We start from the raw sequence: 22040 nt of genomic DNA on the forward strand, positions 1-22040 counted from the left end.
CCGGTGCGCGTTTCGGCCCCGCGGGGCTGTTGCCTCGCGGACAGGCGGAAGATTTTGGGGTGCGTCACCGCTCCCGCCGCGCGGCGCCGGACCAATCATGCCCTGCCAAGCGCGCAGGGCCCTCCGCTTCCGTATGCCGAGCATCGCCGACCTCATCGACACCCACCGCGAGCTGCTCGTGCGGCGCTTCCTGGAGGAGGCCAGCAAGCTGGACAGCGCCAGGGACCTGCGGCCCTCCGAGGTCATCAACTCCCTTCCCGAGTACCTCTCCCTGCTCGCCGTCATCTCCCGCCAGGGACGCCGCGAGGACGCGGCGCGGACGAAGCAGCGGCTGGAGGACACGCACATCAGCGGGCGCCTGCGGCTGGGCTACAACCAGGACGAGGTGACGAGCGAGTACGTCCTCATGGGTCGGCTCATCGCCGGGCTCTGGGAGGAGCTCCCGCTGGAGGCGCAGCCCTCGCCGGAGGACTCGCAGCTGCTCTTCACGGAGCTGGACGCCGCCATGGACTCCACGGTGGCCCTCTTCACCGGCGACTCCGTGGAGGACCGGCAGCGCGAGAAGCGCACCCTGCGACGCCTGGAGGCGCTGGCACCCAAGGCGTTGGGGCGCGATGAGGCACCGGGCCCCCATGTGATGCCCATGGTGCGGCTCATCCTGGACGCGATGGAGGCGGACGGGGCGGAGCTCTTCCTCATCGACGCCGACGCGCCGGGGACGTTGCGGCTCGCCGCCTCCGCCGGCCGGTGCGAGGGACTCGCCGTCCCGGAGCGAAGGGTGTCCCTCGACGGGGACTCGTTCCTCGCCCGGGTGGCGCGCTCCGAGGAGCCGCTGGTGCTGGCGGGCACGTCCGAGTCCCCCGCCGCGCTGCGCGAGGGACTGTGCGGCGGCGGGCTGTCCACGCTGATGGGGCTGCGGCTGTGGCCACACGGCGAGCTGATAGGCGTCCTCTACATTGGTGTCGCCCGCGCCCGGCCCTTCCAGCCGCAGGCCAAGCGCTACCTGGAGACGCTGGTGGAGTACCTCTCCGGCATCCTCGACCGGGCCCGCCTCTTCGGGCAGCTCCGGGACGCGCACTCGCGCCTGGGCATCTCCGAGGAGCGTTACCGGCTGGCCAGCCGCGCCATCACCGACGCCATCTGGGACTGGGACCTCTCCACCAACACCCTCTTCTGGAACGAGGGCGTGGAGTCGCTGCTCGGCTTCCTCTCGCACGAGGTGTCGCCCCACATCGACTGGTGGACGTCGCGCATCCACCCCGACGAGCGCGAGCGCGTGGTGAGGGACCTCCACCGGGCCATCGATGGAGGCCTGGGCCGCTGGCGCAGCGAGTACCGCTTCCTCCACCGGGACGGCCACTACGTGCACGTCACCGACCACGGCGTCATCGCCCGGGACGCGTCGGGCCGGGCGGTGCGCATGGTGGGCGCGATGCAGGACATCAGCGTGCGCAAGCAGGCGGAGGAGGCACGCTCGCGGCTGCTCAAGCGCGAGAGCCAGCGCGCCGAGCAACTGCGCGGGCTGGCGGCCGCGTCGGTGACCATCAGCGGCACGGGCTCGCTGGACGCGCTGCTGCGGGTCATCACCGAGCGGGCCCGGGCGCTCATCGGCGCGCACCAGGCGATGACGTCCATCACGGTGAAGGGGCGCGCGGGCCCGACCATGCAGGCCGTCTCGCTCTCCGACAAGTACGCCGCGTGGCGGGCGGGCGCGACGCCGCTGGATGACGGCGGCCTCTACACGTACGTGGCGCGGACGCTCCGGCCGGTGCGCCTGACGCAGGCCCAGCTGGAGTCACACCCGTACTGGAAGGGCACGGGCCCGCGGGTCAGCGGCGGCCCGCCGATGCGCGGGTGGCTGGCCGCGCCGCTGCTCGGCCGGGACGGGACGCGCCTGGGGCTCCTCCAGCTCTCCGACAAGTCCGAGGGGGAGTTCACCGAGGAGGACGAGGCCATCCTCATGCAGCTGGCGCAGCTGTCGAGCGTGGCCCTGGAGAACGTCCAGCTCTACGCCGCGCTGAGCGAGAGCGAGGACCGGGTGCGGCTGGCGCTGATGGCGGCGCGGCTGGGCACGTGGGATCTGGACCCGGCGTCGGGAGTGCTGCGCTGGGACGAGCGCTGCAAGGCGCTCTTCGGCCTGCCTCCGGACGCGGAGGTGACGTGGGAGACGTTCGTCGCCGGGCTCCACCCGGAGGACCGCGAGCCCACGGTGCTGGGCGTCCAGCGGGCGCTCGCGGGAGAGGCGGGGGGCGTCTTCAACCTGGAGTACCGCACCCTGGGCCGGGATGACGGCGCCGAGCGCTGGCTGTCGGCACACGGCCAGGCCTTCCTGGATGCCCGGGGACAGGCGGTGCGCTTCATCGGCACGGTGCTGGACGTCACCGAGCGCAAGCGCCTGGACGCGCAGCTCCTGAGGCGCGAGGAGGAGCTGCAGCGGCGCGCGGACCTGGAGGAGAAGCTCATCGGCATCGTCAGCCATGACCTGCGCAACCCGCTCAACGCGATTGGCTTCTCCACCACGTTGCTGCTGCGCCGCGCGGACCTGGACGAGGCCGCGAAGCGGGGCATCGACCGCATCCGCAACGCCAGCGGGCGCGCGGACCGGATGATTCGCGACCTGCTCGACTTCACCCAGGCGCGGCTCGGCGGGGGCATTCCCATCCATCGCAAGCCGGCGGACCTCAACGAATTGGTGCGCACGGTGGTGGAGGAGGTGCGGCTCGCCAACCCGGGGCGTCGCATCGACGTCACGACGGAGGGTACCGGCGCGGGCGAGTGGGACACGGACCGGCTGGCCCAGGTCGTCACCAACCTCCTGAGCAATGCGCTGCGCTACGGCGCGGAGGACGCGCCCGTGCAGGTGCGGACGCGGGCGGAGGACGGCGTGCTGGAGCTGAGCGTGCGCAACGCGGGCGAGCCCATCCATCCGGAGGTGCTGCCCATCATCTTCCAGCCGATGAAGCGGGGGACCTGGCGCGAGCAGGCGACGAGCCGCGGGCTGGGGCTGGGGCTCTACATCGTGGACCGCATCGTCCACGCGCACGAGGGCAGCGTCACCGTGAAGTCCGCCGCGGAGGAGGGGACGACCTTCTTCGTGCGCCTGCCCCGGCACGCGGGCCTCACGGGTTGAAGTCGCGCTTCAGTCCGGGCCGCAGCCCAGCCGCTGCCGGCCGATGGCCAGGTCGTCCAGCCACCAGTCGGTGGGCACCGTGAGGCCCTGGTAGAGGACGACGCCGGTCTCCAGCACCGTGAAGTCGGTGGCCTTCTCGCGCACCGGCGGCGTGGCCGTGGGCGGGTCGGAGAAGACGAACTGCTCGGGCCAGGCGAGCTCCGCGCCGTCGAGCCACACGCGCGGCGTGGCGGCCTCCGCGTGGGTGCCGTTGGCGCCGTCGAACTGCCACTCGAGGCAGGCCCAGGCGTCGAGCACCAGCGGTGTGCCGGAGACCTGCACCCACTCCGGGAAGCCCGGCGGCTCGGGCGGGTGCCAGATGGCCATGTACTTCTGCTGGTAGGTGGCGACCTCGTACCAGTCGAGCGTGTCGAAGGCGCCGCCCGCGTGGCCCGGCCGTGGGTAGCGCGCGCTGAAGAGGCCCGCGTGCGACATGGGGCGCGCGGGCGTCGTGTACACCCAGACGCGTCCCCAGAGCACCGGCCCGAAGTGGGCGGGCAGGTCGAAGCGAAGCGTCTTCTTGGGCCCGCCCTGCGTGCCCTCCTTGCCGCCGGCCAGTGCCTTCGCGTGCAGCGCGTACCGGCCCCGGTGCGGCCGCGTGTCGTCCACGAGCAACTGGCCGCTGAACTCGTCGCGATGCGGCGTCCAGCCGGCCGGTAGCGCGCCCTCCTCGAAGTCCCAGCACAGCGCACCCGGCGCCGCGCAGCCGGTGGCGGAGCCCGGGGCTTCGTTGCTGGCGCCGCGCTCCGGCGGGCCATGGGTGCAGGCGGCCGCGAAGGTGAGGATGAGCAGTGCGCTCGATGCTGCCATTGGAGTGTGCAAGCGGGTGGCTTCTTATCGCTTGCGCGTCAGCAGCACCACCGCACCGAGGATGGCGCCCATGGCCACCCAGGCCGTGGGCTTCATCGTCTCGCCCGCGAGCACGCCGCCGAGGAACACCGCCACCACCGGGTTGACGTACGCATAGCTGGTGGCCAGCGACGGGCGCGCGTTGCGCAAGAGGTAGCCGTAGGCGCTGTAGCCCACCAGCGAGCCGAAGGTGACGAGGTAGAAGTACGCGAAGATGGCGCGAGCGCCCGGCATCGTCGTCGGCAGGTGCTCACCCGTCGCCAGGCCGAACGCGTACATGAGCGCGCCGCCGCACAGCATCTGCGCGGCGGTGGACATCAGCCCCTGCGGCATCGGCAGGCGGCGGCTCCAGATGGAGCCGAAGGCCCAGCTCAGCGGCGACAGCAGCATCGCCACCGTGGGCAGCCAGTGGCCCCCCAGATTGCCGCCCAGGTTGAGCACCACGATTCCGCCGAAGCCCAGCGCCAGGCCCCAGCGCTCCGCGCGCCCCGGCCACTGGCCGAAGAGGCCGCCGAAGAGCGCCGTCCACATGGGCAGGCTGCCCACCACCAGCGCCGCCACGCCCGACGGCACCCACTGCTGCGCGTAGACGAGGCCCCCGTTGCCGATGCCCAGCAGGAGGAAGCCCACCACCGCGCTGGACGCCCACTGGCGCGCGGTGGGCACTGGCGCACCGCGCAACCACAGCACCGCGAACAGCACGCTGCCCGCCAGCATGAAGCGGCTGCCCGACATCAGGAACGGCGGCAGGCCTCCCTCCAGGCCGAAGCGGATGGCCAGGTAGGTGGAGCCCCAGATGAGGTACAGCGTCACCAGGCTGGTGATGAGCCAGCCCCGGTGTGCGCCTGGAGCGCCAACGCCTCCCACGGGCAGGACGGCGGGGGTGGACGGCGGTGAAACCAGGGGCTGTGCGGGCGACGAAACAGACACGGTGCCGCCGCTTGTAGCGCTCGCGTCAGAGCGGGGCCATGTGCGCATTGCCATACCCCACAGTCGTCGGGCCCGCGGTGCGGTACAGTGCTCAAGGGCATGCTCCCGGGCGCGGCGGCGCCTGCCTGCCCTCCTGCTGCCCGACATCGGGAATGTCTCCGCCACCTGGACGTACGGACGAGGGGAACGCGGATTGAACGGCCGGGCCCGCTTTCTTAAACTTCCAATGGAGCCTCGGTGGGCATCATGCCGCGCCGCTGGCTCTGGAGTGTGAGCAGGGATGCCGTCCGAAGAGCTGGGAGAACGTGAGAAGGAAGTCCTCCGCGCGGTGGTGCAGGAGTACATCACCACGGGCGGACCGGTGGGCAGCCAACAGCTCACCCGCCGGCCCGGGTTCGAGGTCTCCTCGGCCACCATGCGCAACGTGCTCGCCGACCTGGAGGAGCTCGGTTTCCTGGAGAAGCCGCACACCTCGGCCGGCCGGGTACCCACGGACCAGGGCTACCGGTTCTACGTCGACACGCTCGTCAAGCTGAAGGACCCGACGCCCCGCGACAGGGAGCTCATCCACGCGGGCCTCATCCAGGAGACCAACCTGGAAGAGGTGCTGGGCGAGGCCAGCCGCATCCTCCATTCGCTCACGCGGCACGCCGGGGTCGTCGTCACGCCGCGTCCCGACGCGTCCGTGTTCCACCGCATCGAGTTCGTCCGCCTGCGAGAGGACCGGGTGCTCGCCATCCTGGTGGGGCAGAGCGGCCAGGTGCACAACAAGGCGATTACCGTCGAGTTCCCCATCACCTCGGACGAGCTGCTCAAGGCGAGCAACTACCTGTCCGAGCTGTTGCGAGAAGTCCCGCTGGAGGAGGCGCGCGAGCGCATCCGCGCGGAGATGGACCAGGAGCAGGCGCTCTACAACGCGCTGACGGCCAAGGCGCTGAAGCTGGGCGCGGCGGCCACGGATTTGCCCACCACGGAGCGGGTGCTCATCCAGGGCACGGGCTCGTTCCTGGAGGCGCCGGAGTTCGCGGACGTGGAGCGCATGCGCGCGCTCTTCAAGGCGCTGGACGAGAAGCACAAGCTGCTGTCGCTGCTGGACCGCGTCCAGCGCGCCAACGAGATGCAGATATTCATCGGCGCGGAGAGCGACTTCTCCGCGGCCGGCGACGTGTCCGTCATCGCCAGCCCGTACGGAAACCAGGAGCAGGTGCTGGGCACGGTGGGCGTCATCGGCCCCACGCGCATGGACTACCGGCGCGTGATTCCGCTGGTGAACTTCACCGCGCAGGTGCTCTCGCGCGTGCTGGAGAAGGTGTAGCGCTTCCTACTCCGCGCGGGTGACGAGCAGCTCCTGCTCGCCGCCCGTGCGCCGCAATTGGATGCGCACCGGAGAGCCGGGCGCGCCCTTCGTGCGGGACTCGGCCTCCGTCCTGTCGCGAACCACCAGCCCGTCCACCGCCAGCAGCCGGTCTCCCACGGAGACGCCCGCGCGCGCGGCGGGCCCGTCCGGCGTCAGCCAGGCGAACGTCACCAGGCCCCGGTCCTCGCTGAAGCCCGCGCCCAGGGTGCCGGGCGCCGCGCGGCGCGGGGACACGATGATGTCGCCCAGCTCACTGGCCTCGGCCTCCACCACCTTCACCGTGCGCGTCTCCGTGCGTCCCTCGGGGGGCATGAGCCGTACGGTGTGCGGGCCGGGGCGCACGTCGTCGAGGCGGAAGCGGCCGTCCGCGCCAGTGCGAGCGTCCGGCTGCGCCGTCACCGTCCGGTCCAGGAACACCGCCACGCCCGGGGCCGGCCCGCCGCCCCGGCTCCACACCGCGCGCCCGGAGATGGAGGACGCGCCGCCGGTGAGGGGCACCTCCACTTCCGCGGAGCCGCCCGGCGTCAGCGTCACCTGGGCCTCGCCCGTGCGCCCGTCCGCGGTGCGCACGGAGAGCTGGAGGCGCTGACCGGGCGCGTCCGGCAGGAAGAAGGTGTCACCGGGGAAGCGCCGCGCGGTGGGCGACGCGCCGGCCCACGGCAGCTCCTCGCCATCCGGCTCGTGCAGCTCCAGGACGAAGCCGTCCGGCGGTGGGCCCCCGGCGGACACCACGCGTCCGCGCAGCGTGGCCGCGGGCTGGAGGCGCACGCTCTGGGGGCCCTGGCCTTCCGTCACGCCGGTGAGGCGACCCACGCGTCCACCGTTGTGCGCCACCAGCGTCAGGGGCACGGCGCCCTGGGGACGCGCGAGCAGCTGGAAGTGCCCGGACTCGTCCGCGCGCACCGTGAGGTTGATGGCGAACTCTCCGGGCTGGACGGCGACCACCACCGCGAGCGGGCCCGGCGCGCCCGAGGGCTCCAGCACGGTGCCGGAGATGGCGTCATGCTCCCTCAGCGTGAGGTCCAGTCGCAGGTTGCTTCCCGCGGTCACCGTCACCGCCGGGTCGTTCTCCACGTGGAAGTAGACGGTGGGCTCCGCGCGTGACTGCGTGGAGAACTGGTACACGCCCTCGGGCAGCTCCACCTGGTAGTGGCCCCGGGCATCCGTCTCCACCGTGGCCGCGCCCAGGCTGCCCCGGGGAATCGCGTGCACCAGGATGCTTCCCTCCAGGGGCGCGCCCGACGGCCGCGTCACCTGGCCCCAGACGATTCCGGACTCCGGCAGGGTGAAGTCCACGCGTGTCGTGATGCCGGCCTCGAGCGTCTCCACGCGAAGGGTCCACCGGGAGGAGCCCTCTCGCCGGACCTTCACCGTGGACAGCCCCGCTTCGAGTCCCTCCAGCCGGTACGCGCCCTGGGCGTCCGTCAGCGTGGTGCGTGCGACGCCCTCGCGCTGGCGCAGCGCCACGGCGACCTGGGCACCCGCGACGGGCCTGCCCTCCGTGTCCACCACCGTGCCCTCCACCACCGCCGTCGCATGCTCCAGCTTCACGTCCAGCGGCGTGTAGCGCTCCGCGACGACGACCACGGCGTCCGCCACCTGGCCCGTCATCCCGGGGGCCCGCGCGGCCACGTCGTACTCGCCCGGCGGCAGGTCCATCCGCCACGTCCCGTCCGGCCCCGACGTGGCGCGGCCCAACTCTCCCGCGCTACCCCGGGGAGAGGCCACCAGCACCGCGCCCCGCACCGGCGCACCGTCCGCCGACACGGTGCCCTCGATGCCGCTGGCGCCACCCAGCGTCACCGTGAGGCCGCGCAGTGTCTCGCCCGGCGCCACGGACAGGGGCGCGGGGATGTGGCCCACCGCGTCGCCCCGCCTGGCGGACACGCGCCAGGTGCCCGTGTCCACTTCCAGCGCGAAGCCGCCGCTGTCTCCCGTGGTGGTGCGCACCGGCTCGGAGCCGCCGACGGCCGTCACCTCCGCGCCCGCGACGGGCTGGCCTCGGGCGTCCACGACGAAGCCCTCCAGCGTGCCCGCGCCCCACAGCCCCACTACCAGTGCGCCGGCATGCGGGACCTCGAGCAGGCGCAGCATGCGGCGGCTATAGCCCGGTGCCTCCGCGGTGAGCGCGTAGTGGCCGGGCGCCAGGTCGGAGAAGGCGAAGCGGCCGTCCGCGCCGCTCCGCGCCACCGCCGTCTCCTCCGGCAGGTGGGCGGGGTCCGCCCAGGCGACGGCCGTGCCGGGGTAGGGCCACAGCGTCACCTCCGCGAGCGGCACCGGCTCGTCGCGGCCCTCCACCACCGTGCGTCCCTCCAGGGACACGCCCGGAGGCAGGGACAGCTCCACCGCCGTCTCCGCCTCACCCGAGGGACGTGTCGCCGTGCGTCGGGCGGGGGCGTGGCCCGGCGCGTGCGCCGCGAGCAGGTAGTCCCCCGGGCCCGCGGGCAGCCGCAGCGTGCCGTCCGTGGCGGTGGTGCCCTCGCCCGCACGGCGCCAGGGGGGAGTCCCGGTGCCGTCGTCCACCCCGCGCAGGTACGCCCGCACGCGCGCGCCCGCCACCGGACCGGCGGCGCCCACCACGCGCACCACGAAGGCTCCATCCTCCGGCGCCGTGGCCTCTTCCAGCAGCGGGGTGGGCGGCTCGCTCTCGCGAGGCGGGGCCTCGGGCGCGGTCCCCTGCGCGGTGGCGATGGCGCGGACCCCCGGAGTCGGGGGCGGATGCGCTCCCGGTGCCGGCATGCGGAACCAGAACAGCAGCACGGCCGCGATGGCGAGGCAGGAGGCGAAGAGGAGGGGGAGTCGGGAACGCTGGCGCACGGCTCGGCCTCCCCACGGCGCAAGGGGGAGACCGCCGTGGACGGCTCCAGCCTAGGCCAGACGGGACCTGAATCGAAATTCAGGACGGGGCGGGCGCGTAGACGCGCAGCGCCGCCGGGGCCACTTCGAAGCGCATGGGGGTGTGGCCGATGAGCTCTCCGTCCGCATTCACCTCCTGGACGGGGTCGGCCTCCACGTAGAGCCGGGCCGCTCGCAGCGACGTGACGGCCGGGTGGTCCTCGTGGTCGCCGGAGCGCAGCGACAGCGCCACGCGCGCCAGCGTGGCGACGTCCTGCAGGTGGCCCAGGCCGGTGCCCTCGCGGCCATTGGCGGCGGACGGCGCGGTGATGGCGTACACGTGGAGACGCCTGTCATCCAGTTGCGCGTCGGGCGACACCACGTTGCCCGCCCCGTGGTAGCGGCCGTTGCCCACCACGAGCTGCAGCGCGTCCAGCTCCAGCTCCTCGCTGTCGGCCTGGATGCGCACGTGGAAGTGCTGGAGGTCCTTCACCTCCGCGGCGGCGGCCACCGGGTAGGCCAGCTTCCCGGCGCGCTGCTTGAGGCGCTTCGTCAGCCGCTTCGCAATCGCGGTGGCCAGGCCCAGGCTGGCCGCGTTGAGGAAGGGGCGCCCGTTGGCCAGCCCCACGTCCACGCGCGCCGTGTAGCCGTTGGCGATGACGTCGCACGCGGCCTCCACATCCGCGGGAATCCCCAGCGAGCGCGCGAAGTCGTTGCCGGTGCCCAGCGGTAGCACGCCCAGCGTCACGTCCCGGCCGAGCAGCTTCGCCACCACGCAGCTCAGCGTGCCGTCTCCGCCGCCCACGAGGATGCGGCGCGCGCCCAGCTCCGCCATCCGCTCCAGCACGTGCTCCAGGCGCTCGGTCCTGGACAGCGCGTGGCATTCCACCAGCGGGACGCCCCGGTCCGCGAGCGCGGCGCGCGCCTGTTCGAAGGCCTCGCGGCCCGAGCGTGAGCGGGTGTTCACCACCAGCACCGCGGGGCCGTCGTCCAGGGCCCGACGACGTGGCGGCTCGATGAGGGCGGGTTCCAGGGCGGCCTCTCTTTCCATGACCCTTTCAAGCTGTGCACGACGGGGCAGGCGGGCCAGCGGCACGGACGGGCGGTGCGGCGTCGGAAGTGTCTGAAAGGGAAACCCCCAGGACGCCGGGAGGGCGACCTGGGGGTCGGGGGCACGGCACGAGGGGGAATCCACACGGGATGCCGCGTCCCCGCGGCCGGACGTGAGCGCTACTCCTGCGCGTCGCGGCCTTCGATGATGCGGCGCTGGATTTCCTCGCGCAGCGGCAGGGCCTCCGCGGTGCTCAGCGTGCCGTCGCCGTTGGTGTCGTACGTGGCCATCAGCGTGGCGCGGCGTGCCTGGGCGGCGGCCACCCGGTCCTGGCGCAGCGTGAGGCGCTCCCCCTCGTCCAGCATGCTGTTGTGGTTGGTGTCGTACTCGGCCAGCAGCGCCTGGCGCTTCTCCTGCCAGTGGGCGCGCACGGCCTGCCGCGCCGCGAGGCGCTCCGACTCGTCGAGCTTGCCGTCGTCATTGGCGTCGAACTTCTCCAGGCGCTCGTCGCGCAGCCGCTCGCAGCGGGCCTCCATGGCGTCCACCAGCGCGGTGCGCTCCTCGGCGGACAGCGTGCCGCTGCCGTCCTCGTCGAAGGCCCAGCGCACCCGCCAGAAGGCCCAGTTGCGCGCGCGCTGGCGCAATTGGGCGAGGCGCGGGCGGACGGTGTCGCGCCGCTCGCCCAGGTCCCCCTTCAGCTCGGCCAGCTCCGCGCGGCTCAGCGTGCCGTCCCCGTCCGCGTCGTACTTCTCCAGCACCTCCTGGCGGCGGGCGCTGAAGTCGCACAGGTTGCCCTCGTCCGTGGGCTCCTGGTTGATGGTGTCCACGTCCTCCGTGGCCATGGACTGCATGGCGGTGGTGTCCGCGTCGGCCACCGCGTCCCCGCCGATGTCGCCTCCCTCCTCGGAGGCGGTGAGGAAGGCCGCGGCCTCGCCGACAGCGAGGTCCTCCTCGGCGGCGTCCTTCCCACAGGCGACGAGGCCCAGGGGCAGGGTGAAGCACAGCGCGGCGGCGAGCAGACGGCGGTGGGAAGAGATGAAGCGCATGGGGTTCCTCCAGAAGGTTCTTGGGTGCGGCGTGTTCCGGCCTCGCTCCTCCTGAACCCGGCCTCCGTGGAGAAGTTGCGGGGGGAATTTCCGCGCGCGCCCTGGGGCCTGCGTGGTGCGGGCGCAAGGGGCGATGTGGGGCTTGACGTTCCCGGGTGGACACCTGTGGCCCGGGGCCCGCTTCCATGACGGCAGGGGGCTGCCCACCTTCCAGGCGACGCTGGCTACACACCGGCGCCGACATCCGCCAGGAGGCAACGCATGGCACGTGGAAGCAAGGCGAAGTATTCGACGAAGCAGAAGCGAATGGCCGAACACATCGAGGAGGGCTACGAGAAGAAGGGCACGTCCGAGAAGACGGCGGAGGCCCGCGCCTGGGCCACCGTCAACAAGCTCACCGGTGGTGGGATGAAGGGTGGTTCCGGCAGCAAGGCCAAGGCCGCGCGCCGCCGTCCCGTCGCGCGGAAGAATGCGCGCAAGGCCGGCGCGAAGGGCGGCAAGGCTCGCGCCGCCGTCACCCGGAAGGCTACGCGCTCCACGCGCTCAGGTAGCAAGACCACGGCGCGCGGCACCGCGGCGCGCCGGGTTACCGCGAAGCGCGGCTCCACCAGCGGCCGCACCCGGAAGAGCACCGCCACGCGCGGTGGCTCGCGCGGGAGCACCCGCAAGAGCACCACCCGCCGGAGCCGGAGCGGCGGCCGCAAGGGCAGCAGCCGGAGCAGCACGCGCAAGTAGGGCATCCACCCCGTCTCCATCTCCCGCGTGGGAGATGGGGCGCGGGGAGCCACACGACGCGCGCGGAGCCGCGCTACTCGTCCTTGGCCGTCTGCGCGGCGCCGGCCTCGTTCCATGGCCAGTCGCGCGGCGAGGCCTCGAGACGCGCGAGCAGTTCCGCCGGGTTCTTCACCAGCGTGCGACAGCCCGCGGAGCGCAGGTCGTCCGGAGGGAAGCCGCCGGCCAGTACGCCCACCGTGGACAGGCCCAGCTTGTTGGCGGCGAGCGCGTCATACGGCGTGTCCCCCACCACCACCGTGGCGCTCGCGTCCGGCTTTCCCAGCCGCTCCAGCGCGGCCTCGAAGATGTCCGGGTGGGGCTTGCTCTTGTCCACCTCGTCCTTGCTCGTCTTCGCCTCGAACAGGCCGTCGATGCCGCACAGCTTCACGTAGTGCTTCAGCTCGTCCTCCCTGGCGCTGGAGGCCAGGGCGGCGCGGATGCCGGAGGCGCGCAGCCGCTGGAACAGCTCGCGCACGCGCGGGAAGGCGCGCACCTTGGGCAGGAACTCCTTCACGAAGAGCTGGCCGCGGTACTCCTCCAAATCCGTGCCGAAGCGCTCCAGTTCCTCGTCGTTGAAGAAGACGGGAACGAGCTGGTCGGCGCCCTTTCCAATCTGGCTCCGCACGTGTGAGAACGGAATGTCCCGACCGAAGTGCAGGAAGGCGCGGCGCCACGCCTCGGCGTGCTCGTCCACCGAGTCCACCAGCGTACCGTCCACATCGAAGATGACGTTTTCAACCATGAGTGCCGTTGCTCCCGGCACCGAAGGTGGGGACGACGCGAGAGCCGGTCAACCGCCCGTGGGCGGCGCGGCGGGAGTGGACTCCACCAGTGTCCGCGACTGCACCGCGTACCCTTCCGGCGCGGTGAGGGTGAAGGCGTCATTGGGCAGCGGAGCGTTCAGCTCCACGCGGCCCAGCACCGTCTCTCCCACCTGCTTGCCTCCCAGCCACCGGGTGATGCGCTTGGGCACGCACAGGTCGAGCGCCTTGTCGCAGTGCTCGTCCTCCACGCGCTCCTCGGCCTGCGTGCCGTCCGGGGCGCGGGTGCGCTTGCCCAGGAAGTCCAGCCGGGGCCAGCGCAGCACGTAGACCATCTCCGTACCCAGGGCCTCGCCCTCCAGCGTCTGCACCAACTCCACCGCCTCCGGGGCGCGCGGGTGCGTGGCGCGGCGGGCGGTGGCGCTGCGCAGGATCAGCGGCGTGCGGAAGCCCTCCGGCGTGAAGGGGCTGAACGTCTGATTCAGGAAGCCGGCCAGCTTCGCCGGGGGCAGCTCCGACTTGAAGGTGCTGAAGGACTTCTCCCCGTCCACCTGCTGGAACAGGTGCGTGCCGTCCCACGAGAAGGTGCGCGAGGCCGGCGGGCCCAGCGAGCCGCGCATGCGCTGCGGGGCACGGTAGTCGAAGGTGAAGGACATCGCCTCCTGGCCCTCGTCCTTCACCGTGCCGGCGATGCGGTAGCTGGTGAGCTTCGCGTCGCGCTCGGCCAGCCGCGTCCGTACCTCGGTGGCGAGGTTGGCGTCCGCGCTCTTCTGGGAGCAGCCGGCGAGGGCCAGGAGGACACAGGGCAGCAGGAGGCGGGCGCGCATGGGAGGGCCGGGAAGGAGAAGGGGTGCCAGAAAAGCAAGGAGGCCCGCCTGTCACCAGGGGGCCTCCCGCCAACCGCCCGCTTTCGCGGAAGGTGAGACTACTTGACCGCCACGCCGATGGCGCTGGAGGAGGTCACGCCGATGATGGTGCCGGCCAGGGCGTAGATGCCGTGGCGGGGCGTGGTGCCGGCGGTCATCAGCTCCACCTTGGAGGCGCCCATGGCCTTGGCCTCGGCGATGAGGAGCTTGTTGATGACGGTGTCCAGGTCGCTCTGGACGATGTCGATGATGTGGAAGATGGCGGTCAGGCCCAGGGCGTTCGCCTGAACGACGGCGACGGCCTCTCCGTTGGAGGCAATCTCGGTACCGGAGACGACGGCGCTCTCCACGCTGGTGCAGGCAACCAGGCTGCTGGCGGCAATCGCGGACACGATGAACTTCTTCATTGTCTTCCCCTCTCTAAAGGACGCTTGTGCGGTGGCCGAGCGCCTTGGAGAGCGCCAGGCCGTTTGATTGGAACCTCAAGCGGCCGGGGTCGTACCAGATGTCGACTCCATGTCAAGGTCCGTCCAGGACAGAGTGTCCCAGCGGGACTGGGCAGCGGCGCATTGCAATGCACACCTCCCCTTGCTAGCCCAACCCCGAGGCTTTTCTCGCATGGACACCGTCCCCGTCGCCCGTCCCGCTCCCCGGTACTGGGTCCACCTGTTGCTGCTCGTGTTGACGGTGGGGACCACCTTCACCTCGTACCTCCTCTACTTCCACTTCCAGCGGCCCTACTCGCCGTCGGAGGTGTCGCCCGACGCGGCGCTGCGCGCGCTGTCCTTCAGCCTGTCGCTGCTGGCCATTCTCGGCTCGCACGAGATGGGGCACTACCTGCTGGCCCGCATCCACGGGGTGGACACGTCGCTGCCGTACTTCATCCCGCTGCCGGTGCTGGGCGTGGGCACGCTGGGCGCCGTCATCCGCATCCGTGACAGGATTCCGCACCGCAACGCGCTGGTGGACATTGGCGCGGCGGGGCCGCTGGCGGGACTGGTGGTGGCGATTCCCATCCTCTTCTGGGGGCTGGCGCACTCCACGGTGGTGGACGCGCCGAGCCTGCCCCTGGCCTTCCCCGGCGACGACTCGCTGTGGGCCTATGGGAAGGAGTTGTTCGCCTGGGTGATGGAGAAAATCACCCACGCCCCGCCCGCCCCGGAGGAGGCCATCCACGGTGTGCACACCGTCTTCGGTGACAGCCTGCTGATGCAGGGACTCACCCGGCTGGCGGTGGGCCCGGTGCCAGAGGGCAAGGACGTGCTGGTGCACCCGGTCGTGATTGCCGGCTGGTTCGGGCTGCTCGTCACGCTGCTCAACCTGATGCCGGTGGGGCAGCTCGACGGCGGGCACCTGGCCTACGCCATCCTGGGGAACCGGGCGCGGTGGGTGGGGCGCGGGGTGGCGCTGGTGCTGCTGTTCCTCACTTTCTTCGTCACCGCGTCCTGGGGCCTGTGGCTGCTGGTGACGAGCAAGCTGGTCGGCTTCGGGCACCCGGAGGTGGTGGAGCCCCGCGAGCCGCTCAGCCTTTCGCGTAAAGTCATCTGCGCGCTGTGCCTGCTGGCCCTCATCGGCTGTGCCATGCCCATCCCCTTGAGACAGGTGGTGTCATGAAGTTCCAGTGCGACGCGTGCGAGCGGCTCGTCCCCCTGGAGGTGTTCCGGGTGGAGGCGGGCGTGCTGGTGGTGAAGTGCGACCGCTGCGGCGCGGAGAGTCGTGCTCTCGTCCCCGCGTCCTCGTCCTTCGCGATGGGCGCCTCATCGGTGGCCGGAGAGGGCCAGGGCGTTTCTCCGCCGCCGGAGCCCTCGCCCGGTGCGAGCGCGCCGCTGCCCCCGCGCGCCAGCTCGCCGGCGCTGCGCGTGGTGCGGGGACGGGCGGCGGAGGTGCCGCTGACCGACGAGGCGCTCTTCGAGGCGCCTCCGGGCTCCTGCCCCAAGTGCGTGGCGCCGCGGCCCGAGGGCGTGGAGTCCTGCGCGCAGTGCGGGCTCGTCTATGTGAACTTCAACGCGGATGAGCACCGCCCCTCGGGGATGCTGGCGGACGCGTGGAAGGCCCTGGTGGCGGAGCACTGGGACGACTGGGAGGCGCACGACCGGTTGATGACGCTGGCCATGGGGCGGGGCGAGCTGGCCATGCTGGGACGGCTGTACCGGCTGCGGCTGGCGCGGGCGCCGGATGACGCCATGGCCCAGCGCGGCCGTGACGAGCTGGTGCGGCGGGCCACCCTGGTGGTGCCCGCGACGGCCGAGGTGTCCTCCGGGCCCTCGGGCCTCCAGAAGCGCGTCAAGACGGTCGGCCTGGTGGTGCTGTTCCTGGTGGTGCTGGTGCTGGCCGTGCTCGTGTTCCAGAACCTGCGCGAGCTGATGGCGGGGGGCTGAGCCGCCGCGGGGTGCTCCTTGGCGCCAACAGCGCCAGGCGCTTCCCCGTGGAGCGGCCGGCCATGCGGTGGAACGGGGCGGAAGGTGGACGGAAACGCGCCTGAAACGGGGCTCGCTGCTATCTTGTCCGGCCGCCTCCGTCCTCCTCCGGTGCCATGTCGCTCCCCAGGTCCACGTCCCACACCGTCGACAGCCTCCTTGGTCCCGGAGGGGCGCTCGAAATGGCGCTGCCCGCGTACGAGCACCGCCCCGAGCAGCTCCAGATGGCGCGAGCCGTGGAGCGCGCCTTCAACGAGCGCAGCTACCTGCTGGCGGAGGCCGGGACGGGCACGGGCAAGACGCTCGCCTACCTGGTTCCCGCGCTGCTGTCGGGGCGCAAGGTGGTGGTGTCCACCGCGACGAAGACGCTGCAGGACCAGATCTTCTTCAAGGATTTGCCGCTGATGCGGGAGAAGATGGGGCTGCACTTCGAGGCCGCGTACCTCAAGGGCCGTAGCAACTACCTCTGCCTGCACCGGTACGACGCCTTCTCCAAGGACCCGCAGTTCTCCTCGCGCGAGGAGTCCCGCCTCTGGCCGAAGCTGAAGAAGTGGGCGGACGCGACGGAGACCGGAGACCGCGCGGAGCTGGACCTGCCCGAGTCCTTCAGCGCCTGGTCCCGCCTGTCCACCACGTCCGAGACGTGCATGGGCACGAAGTGCCCGCTGTACGAGAACTGCCACGTCACGCGCATGCGCAAGCGCGCGGAGGGCGCGGACCTGCTGGTGGTCAACCACCACCTCTTCTTCGCGGACCTGTCGCTGCGCAGCTCCGGCAAGCGCAACGAGGGCGTGCTGCCCTGGTACGACGCCGTCATCTTCGACGAGGCGCACGCCCTGGAGGACGCGGCCAGCGGCCACTTCGGCGTCAGCGTGTCCAACTACCGGCTGGAGGAGCTGGCGCGGGACGCCATCGCGGCGCTGAAGGACGACGACTCGCGCCACGCCATGCTGCGCGCGCTGTCGGCGCGGCTGCGCAGCAGCACGGAGGCCCTCTTCGCGCAGGCGCCCCGGGCGTTGGGCCTGTCCGGACTCGAGTCCTCCGTGGCGCTCAAGCCGGAGACGATGGGGAAGCTGTCCACCGCGGTGGAGGGCGTGCGCGAGTCGCTGGGCGCGCTGTCCTCCTTCACCGTGGGCGAGCGCGAGCCGGAATTGGCGGCGCTCACCCGCCGGGCCGACGAGCTGGATGAGCAGCTCGGCTTCCTGGAGAAGGCGGAGTCGGTGGACCACGTGTACTGGGCGGAGCAGCGCGGCAAGGGCCTGTTCCTGCGCGCCAGTCCCATCGACGTGGCGAAGGAGCTGCGCGAGCGGATGTACGGTGCGCTCGACACGGTGGTGTACACGTCCGCGACGCTGGCGGCGGACAGCCGCTTCGACTTCTTCGCGAAGCGCATGGGGCTGTACGGCGAGGACGGGCAGCCGGTGACGCAGGTGCGCACGCTGGCGGTGCCCAGCCCGTTCGACTTCCCCACGCAGGCGGCGCTGTACACGCCCACGCACCTTCCGGACCCGGCGGCCCCCGGCTTCATCGAGGAGGCGGCGGAGGAAATCCTCAAGCTGTGCGAGGTGACGGGAGGCCGCGCCTTCGTGCTCTTCACGTCGCTGCGCAACATGGTGCGCGCGTACGAGCTGACGGCGGGGCGGCTGCCCTACCAGGCGCTGCTCCAGGGCGAGCGGCCCAAGCAGCAGCTCCTGGAGTCCTTCCGCGAGACGCCGAGCGTGCTGTTCGCGGCGCACAGCTTCTGGGAGGGCGTGGACGTGCCGGGGGATGCGCTGAGCCTGGTCATCATCGACCGGCTGCCCTTCGCGTCACCGGGAGACCCGCTGGTGGCGGCGCGCATCCACCAGATTCAGCAGCGGGGCGAGGAGCCCTTCGAGCAGTACCAGCTCCCGCAGGCGGCGCTCGCGCTGCGGCAGGGCTTCGGGCGGCTCATCCGCACGCAGGCGGACCGGGGCATCGTCGCCATGCTGGACCGGCGCATCGTGACGAAGGCCTACGGCCGCGTCTTCCTCTCCAGCCTGCCGCCCGCGCGGCGCGTGGACGACGTGGTGGAGCTGAGCCGCTGGTTCAACGGCCCGGTGCGGCCGGTGCGCACGATTCGCTGAAGAGGCGCCGGGCTCGCGGGCTATGCGTGCGCGGCCCCGGTATGGGCGGTGATGGCTCCGGCGATGATGGGCCAGTCCGCCTCGTGCAGCTCGTGTCCCGCGTCCTCGAGTGTCACCAGCCGCGCGCCCGGCACCGCCCGGCTCAGTGCCACGCCGTGCGCGTAGGCGACGACAGGGTCCAGCGCGCCGTGGATGACGAGCAGGGGGGCGCGGAGCTCATGCGTCCGGCCGTACCACTGCTGTCCGCCGGTGAGGAGCGCGTAGTTCATCATGCTCTGGATGCGGGACGAGCGACGGAACTCCCCGGCCGCCACGCGGCGCGCGAGGGCCGCGTCGTAGGGCCTGCGCCCGCTGGCATTCAGCCGCCCTGCCTCCACCATGAAGTCGAGCACGGCGGCCTCGTCGCTCCAGTCCAGCGCGGCCGAGGTCCCGAAGTGCGCGAGCAGCGCCGGGGAGAGGGGTGGGGGCGTGAAGCCCAGGTCGCCGAGGAACTCCGCGCTGATGAGGGTGAGGGAGAGGACCCGCTCCGGAGCCTTCAACGCCACGATTTGCGAGAGCATCCCTCCGAGCGACATCCCGACGAGGTGCGCCCGCGCGAGGCCATGGCCGTCCAGCACGGCGATGACATCCTCCGCGAGGTCGTCGACGGTATAGCCCGGAGCCCCCGGGGGATACGTCGTGGAGCCGCCCATGTCGCGGTGGTCATGGCGGATGACGTACCGTCCCGCCGCGACCAACAGGTCGACCAGCGGGTCGGGCCACCACTTCATCGACGACATCGCACCCATCACCAGGAGGATGGGCGGGTCGGCCGGTGAGCCGAAGGTCTCCGTACAGAGGCGGATGCCCCGACTCTCAATCACGCGCTCGGCCATACGAGCTCCTTTCCCATGTGGGAGGCTTTGGGGTGAATTGATAACCGACGCGACGGTTATAAACAAGTCGCGGGTGGAGGACGCCCGGTCCCCGTGAGGGCGCTCAGGACTTCGGAAGCGGGAAGGACTCCAGGGGGAACAGCAGGCGGAGCACCCGGCGCAGGCGCTCCAGCACGTAGCGGGTGAGCGAGGGCTTGCGCTCCACCATCCACTGCATCGTCGCCCCGGCGATGATGTCCTGGAGCACGGCGGCCACCTCGTCCCGCTCGGCGCTCTGGGGGAGCCGGGCGGCGATGGCCTCGCGGACCATGAGGTTTCGCTCGAGGGCCATGCGCCTCAGGGTGGTGTCCCGCAGGTCCTTCCAGGCGAGGAGCAGGTAGCTGTCGAGTCCCTCCCCCGTGCCCATCCCGGAGACTATCTCCGTCAGGAAGCGCCAGAGCCCCCGCGCTCCGACCTCCACGGGCATGCTCGCGAGGTAGTCGCGCCGCTGCTCTCCGGAGCGCTCCATGGCCCGCAGGTACAGCGTGTCCTTGTTCTTGAAACGCTGGATGAGCGCGGCGCGGGACATGCCCAGCTCGACGGCCACGTCATTCAGGGTGAACTCGGCCGGCCCGCGACGCAGCAGCACCTCCATGGTGGCATCGAGGATGGCTTCATCGCTGTGCAGCTTGGGGCGGGGCACGGTCCCCGTACCTATCACGTCGCGAAGAGGGGAAACGCATCCCGCGGCGTCTTGCGGGCGCCCGCTTCAGGGCACGCCGCGCAGCCGCAGTCCCACGCGCGCCGTCAGGGGTGGGCCGAGCGTGTCCACGCCGGCACGACCCGCGAGGTACTCCCGGTCGAAGAGGTTCTCCACCGCGGCGAAGAGGTCCAGCTTCCAGAAGAGGTGCCGGCTGGCGGCCACGTCCACCAGGGCATAGCCGCCCATGCCGCGCTCGTTGAGGTCGTCCTCGTACTGGGGACCGGTGACACGCAGCTGCACCGTGGCGGTGAAGAGGCCCGGGTCGTCGAAGGTGACGATGGCCGTGCCCCGATGTCTCGGGTCCTGCGCGAGCTGCTTGCCCACCAGCTCGGGTTGTCCTGGCGCGAGGGTGACGGTGGGGTCCACGAAGGTGTACGCGAAGATCGCCGTCCACTGACGTGACAGCCGCCAGTCCAGGCCCGCCTCCACGCCGCGCACGCGCGCACGGCCCAGGTTCTCTCGACGGCGCGTGGCGCCATCCGGCAGCGGCTTGGCGAGGGTGACGTTGGTGATGGCGTCGTCGAGCACGTTCCAGAAGCCGGTGACGCGCGCGGTGAGGCCGCGGGAGGCCTCGGCTTCGAGACCCGCCTCGGCGCCCCACAGGCGCTCCGCGCGCAGGTCCGCGTTGGCGGCGGTGAGCACGGTGCCTACCTGGAAGGGGCGGTACAGCTCATTGAGCGTGGGGGTGCGGAAGGCGCGGTAGCCGGAGGCGCGCAGGGTGAGCCACTCCACGGGCCGCAGTCGCAGGCCCAGTCGAGGGCTGAGCTGTTGCTCGGTGCGGTCCTCGAAGGTCGTGGTCTCCACGGTGCCGCTGGCGCGCTCCACGCGCTGCTCGCCCTGCGTGTTGCGCCAGAGGTCCAGGCGGAGCGCGGCGGACAGCTCCAGCGCGGGGGACACGGTGTAGAGGTCCTGGACGAAGACGCCGCCGGAGAGCTGGGTGCCGCCCGCGGCGCGGAGCAGCGTGGAGGACGGCGTGGGCTCGGGCGGGAAGAGGCGCTCCTCGGAGGTGCCGGCCATTCGCCGCGCGTCGAGGCCGGTGCTGAGCGTGTGCGTGCCGCCCCACGTCGCCGTCGGGGCCGTCCAGACAAGTGAGAGGCCCTGGTCATCGGCGGGCACGTCCTGCGAGGCGGCAGTCGTTTCGCTGGAGCGGTCCTGGGCCACGCGCGCGCGTTGTTGCTCGAAGCGCTGGAGGCGGCCGTAGAGGTCCAGGGCGAAGGTGCCGCGTGCTTCCGTGCGCAGCCGCGCGCCCGCGCCGAAGTGCGCCAGCTCCACGCGCGCGGTGGTGAAGCGGGTGCCGCCGTTCTGGTTCTCCCGGAAGAGGCCGGCACGGGCGGAGAGGGAGAGCGCGTCGGAGACGTCCGACTCCACGCGGCCGTTGAGCACGGCGTGGTTGCTGGGCGTGGTCGTGTCGATGGGGCCTCGCTGCGGGGCGACGACGAGCGGATAGCCGTCGCTGGTGAGCAATTCCGTCTCCAGCGAGGCCCGGACGGGGCCCCAGGTGTCGGCGCCTCGCGCGGCGAAGAAGCCGGTGTCGAGGTTGCCGTAGGCGAGGTCCGCCGCGAGGTCGGGGGCGGCGATGGGTCGGGAGATGAGCTGCACGACGCCACCGAGCGCGGCGCTGCCGTAGAGGGCGGAGCCGCCGCTGGGGACGACCTCGATGCGCTCCAGTCCGAGCCGGGGCAGCGAACGCCAGAAGACCCAGCCTCCGAAGGGGTCATTCACGGGGATGCCGTCCAGGAGGACGAGCGTGCGCGCGACGCCCGAGGGCGCGAGGCCGCGGAGATTGAGCCCCTGGGCGGTGGGGTCGGAGACGAGGCTGGGCGTGCGACGGAAGGTGGAGGCGGAGGGCAGGGTGCGGATGAGGGCATCCTGCGTGAGCGTGGGACTGCGCTCGATTTCCGCGCGGGGGATGACCACCGTGGTGGCGGGCACGTCGCGGATGGGGCGGGGAAGGCGGGTGCCCGTGATGACCGTGCCGGCGGAAGGAGGCGCTTCCTCGGGAGCGGAGGTGCTCACTCCCGCATCGGCACCCTCCGTCGCTTGGACTCCACCGTCGATGGGCTGTGCTCCGACCCCTGTCGATATCAACAACGTCAGAAGCGTTGCCCATGGACCGAACCGTCTGAACGGCGCGGAGCACGGAGAGATGACCGACGAAGATGGAGGCGAGCACGGTCCGGGCATTCAGTCCGCTCTAGCGGAAGCCCGGGCAGGTGGGCACCCGAAGACGCGGACCGCGGGCACCGATTCCGTCACGTGTTGA

17 protein-coding genes are annotated in these 22040 nt (G+C 71.9%); 6 read left to right on the forward strand and 11 right to left on the reverse strand.

Going from position 1 to position 22040, the window contains the following annotated elements; all coding sequences use genetic code 11:
- Positions 1-133 precede the first annotated feature (133 nt).
- The gene (locus tag OV427_RS26870) at positions 134-3130 is read left to right on the forward strand and encodes a PAS domain-containing protein (protein WP_267859029.1); all 2997 of its coding nucleotides are present in this window, start codon (positions 134-136) and stop codon (positions 3128-3130) included.
- A gap of 9 nt (positions 3131-3139) precedes the next feature.
- Here the strand turns inward: OV427_RS26870 and OV427_RS26875 are convergent, their stop codons facing one another.
- Both OV427_RS26875 and yedA read right to left on the reverse strand, forming a co-directional pair.
- Positions 3140-3979: a hypothetical protein gene (locus tag OV427_RS26875; protein WP_267859030.1), complete on the reverse strand. Its 840-nt coding sequence runs from the start codon at positions 3977-3979 to the stop codon at positions 3140-3142.
- A gap of 24 nt (positions 3980-4003) precedes the next feature.
- Entirely contained in the window at positions 4004-4996 is a 993-nt protein-coding gene (gene yedA, locus OV427_RS26880; protein ID WP_420718282.1) for a drug/metabolite exporter YedA, read from the reverse strand.
- Positions 4997-5228: 232 nt separating this feature from the next.
- On the opposite strand from yedA, the gene hrcA reads away from it, so the two are divergent.
- Entirely contained in the window at positions 5229-6263 is a 1035-nt protein-coding gene (gene hrcA, locus OV427_RS26885; protein WP_267859032.1) for a heat-inducible transcriptional repressor HrcA, read from the forward strand.
- Positions 6264-6269: 6 nt separating this feature from the next.
- Here hrcA and OV427_RS26890 read toward each other — a convergent pair whose 3' ends face one another.
- The 3 genes from OV427_RS26890 to OV427_RS26900 all read right to left on the reverse strand — a co-directional run bounded on the left by OV427_RS26890 (position 6270) and on the right by OV427_RS26900 (position 11237).
- Positions 6270-9122 carry a carboxypeptidase regulatory-like domain-containing protein gene (locus tag OV427_RS26890; RefSeq protein ID WP_267859033.1) on the reverse strand — a complete coding sequence of 951 codons (2853 nt, stop codon included), beginning with the start codon at positions 9120-9122 and terminating at the stop codon, positions 6270-6272.
- A 79-nt stretch (positions 9123-9201) separates the two neighbouring features.
- Positions 9202-10191 carry a lipid kinase gene (locus OV427_RS26895; RefSeq protein ID WP_267859034.1) on the reverse strand — a complete coding sequence of 330 codons (990 nt, stop codon included), beginning with the start codon at positions 10189-10191 and terminating at the stop codon, positions 9202-9204.
- Between the two features lie 179 nt (positions 10192-10370).
- The gene (locus tag OV427_RS26900) at positions 10371-11237 is read right to left on the reverse strand and encodes a calcium-binding protein (protein WP_267859035.1); all 867 of its coding nucleotides are present in this window, start codon (positions 11235-11237) and stop codon (positions 10371-10373) included.
- Between the two features lie 261 nt (positions 11238-11498).
- Between OV427_RS26900 and OV427_RS26905 the strand changes: the two genes are divergently transcribed.
- Positions 11499-11972 carry a transcriptional regulator gene (locus OV427_RS26905; RefSeq protein ID WP_267859036.1) on the forward strand — a complete coding sequence of 158 codons (474 nt, stop codon included), beginning with the start codon at positions 11499-11501 and terminating at the stop codon, positions 11970-11972.
- 73 nt (positions 11973-12045) lie between these two features.
- On the opposite strand, the gene OV427_RS26910 is transcribed toward OV427_RS26905, so the two are convergent.
- The 3 genes from OV427_RS26910 to OV427_RS26920 all read right to left on the reverse strand — a co-directional run bounded on the left by OV427_RS26910 (position 12046) and on the right by OV427_RS26920 (position 14045).
- Positions 12046-12753, reverse strand: a complete 708-nt coding sequence (locus OV427_RS26910) for an HAD family hydrolase (RefSeq protein ID WP_267859037.1) — start codon at positions 12751-12753, stop codon at positions 12046-12048.
- A gap of 48 nt (positions 12754-12801) precedes the next feature.
- Entirely contained in the window at positions 12802-13599 is a 798-nt protein-coding gene (locus OV427_RS26915; protein WP_267859038.1) for a hypothetical protein, read from the reverse strand.
- A gap of 98 nt (positions 13600-13697) precedes the next feature.
- Positions 13698-14045, reverse strand: a complete 348-nt coding sequence (locus OV427_RS26920) for a hypothetical protein (RefSeq protein ID WP_267859039.1) — start codon at positions 14043-14045, stop codon at positions 13698-13700.
- 211 nt (positions 14046-14256) lie between these two features.
- Between OV427_RS26920 and OV427_RS26925 the strand changes: the two genes are divergently transcribed.
- The 3 genes from OV427_RS26925 (at position 14257) to OV427_RS26935 (ending at position 18160) form a co-directional block, all read left to right on the forward strand.
- A complete protein-coding gene (locus tag OV427_RS26925) occupies positions 14257-15252 on the forward strand; it encodes a site-2 protease family protein (RefSeq protein WP_267859040.1) in 996 nt (331 codons plus the stop codon).
- Entirely contained in the window at positions 15249-16016 is a 768-nt protein-coding gene (locus OV427_RS26930; protein ID WP_267859041.1) for a hypothetical protein, read from the forward strand. Before OV427_RS26925 ends, OV427_RS26930 begins: the two co-directional genes overlap by 4 nt.
- Positions 16017-16171: 155 nt before the next feature.
- Positions 16172-18160: an ATP-dependent DNA helicase gene (locus OV427_RS26935; protein ID WP_267859042.1), complete on the forward strand. Its 1989-nt coding sequence runs from the start codon at positions 16172-16174 to the stop codon at positions 18158-18160.
- Positions 18161-18180: 20 nt separating this feature from the next.
- Here OV427_RS26935 and OV427_RS26940 read toward each other — a convergent pair whose 3' ends face one another.
- The 3 genes from OV427_RS26940 to OV427_RS26950 all read right to left on the reverse strand — a co-directional run bounded on the left by OV427_RS26940 (position 18181) and on the right by OV427_RS26950 (position 21961).
- Positions 18181-19035 (reverse strand): alpha/beta fold hydrolase, encoded by an 855-nt coding sequence (locus tag OV427_RS26940; protein WP_267859043.1) that lies wholly within the window; start codon positions 19033-19035, stop codon positions 18181-18183.
- Between the two features lie 103 nt (positions 19036-19138).
- Entirely contained in the window at positions 19139-19717 is a 579-nt protein-coding gene (locus OV427_RS26945; protein ID WP_267859044.1) for a TetR/AcrR family transcriptional regulator, read from the reverse strand.
- A 66-nt stretch (positions 19718-19783) separates the two neighbouring features.
- The gene (locus OV427_RS26950) at positions 19784-21961 is read right to left on the reverse strand and encodes a TonB-dependent receptor (RefSeq protein WP_420718283.1); all 2178 of its coding nucleotides are present in this window, start codon (positions 21959-21961) and stop codon (positions 19784-19786) included.
- Positions 21962-22040 lie beyond the last annotated feature (79 nt).

Origin of the sequence: Pyxidicoccus sp. MSG2 (genome assembly GCF_026626705.1) — a bacterium.
Classification (GTDB): Bacteria; Myxococcota; Myxococcia; order Myxococcales; family Myxococcaceae; genus Myxococcus.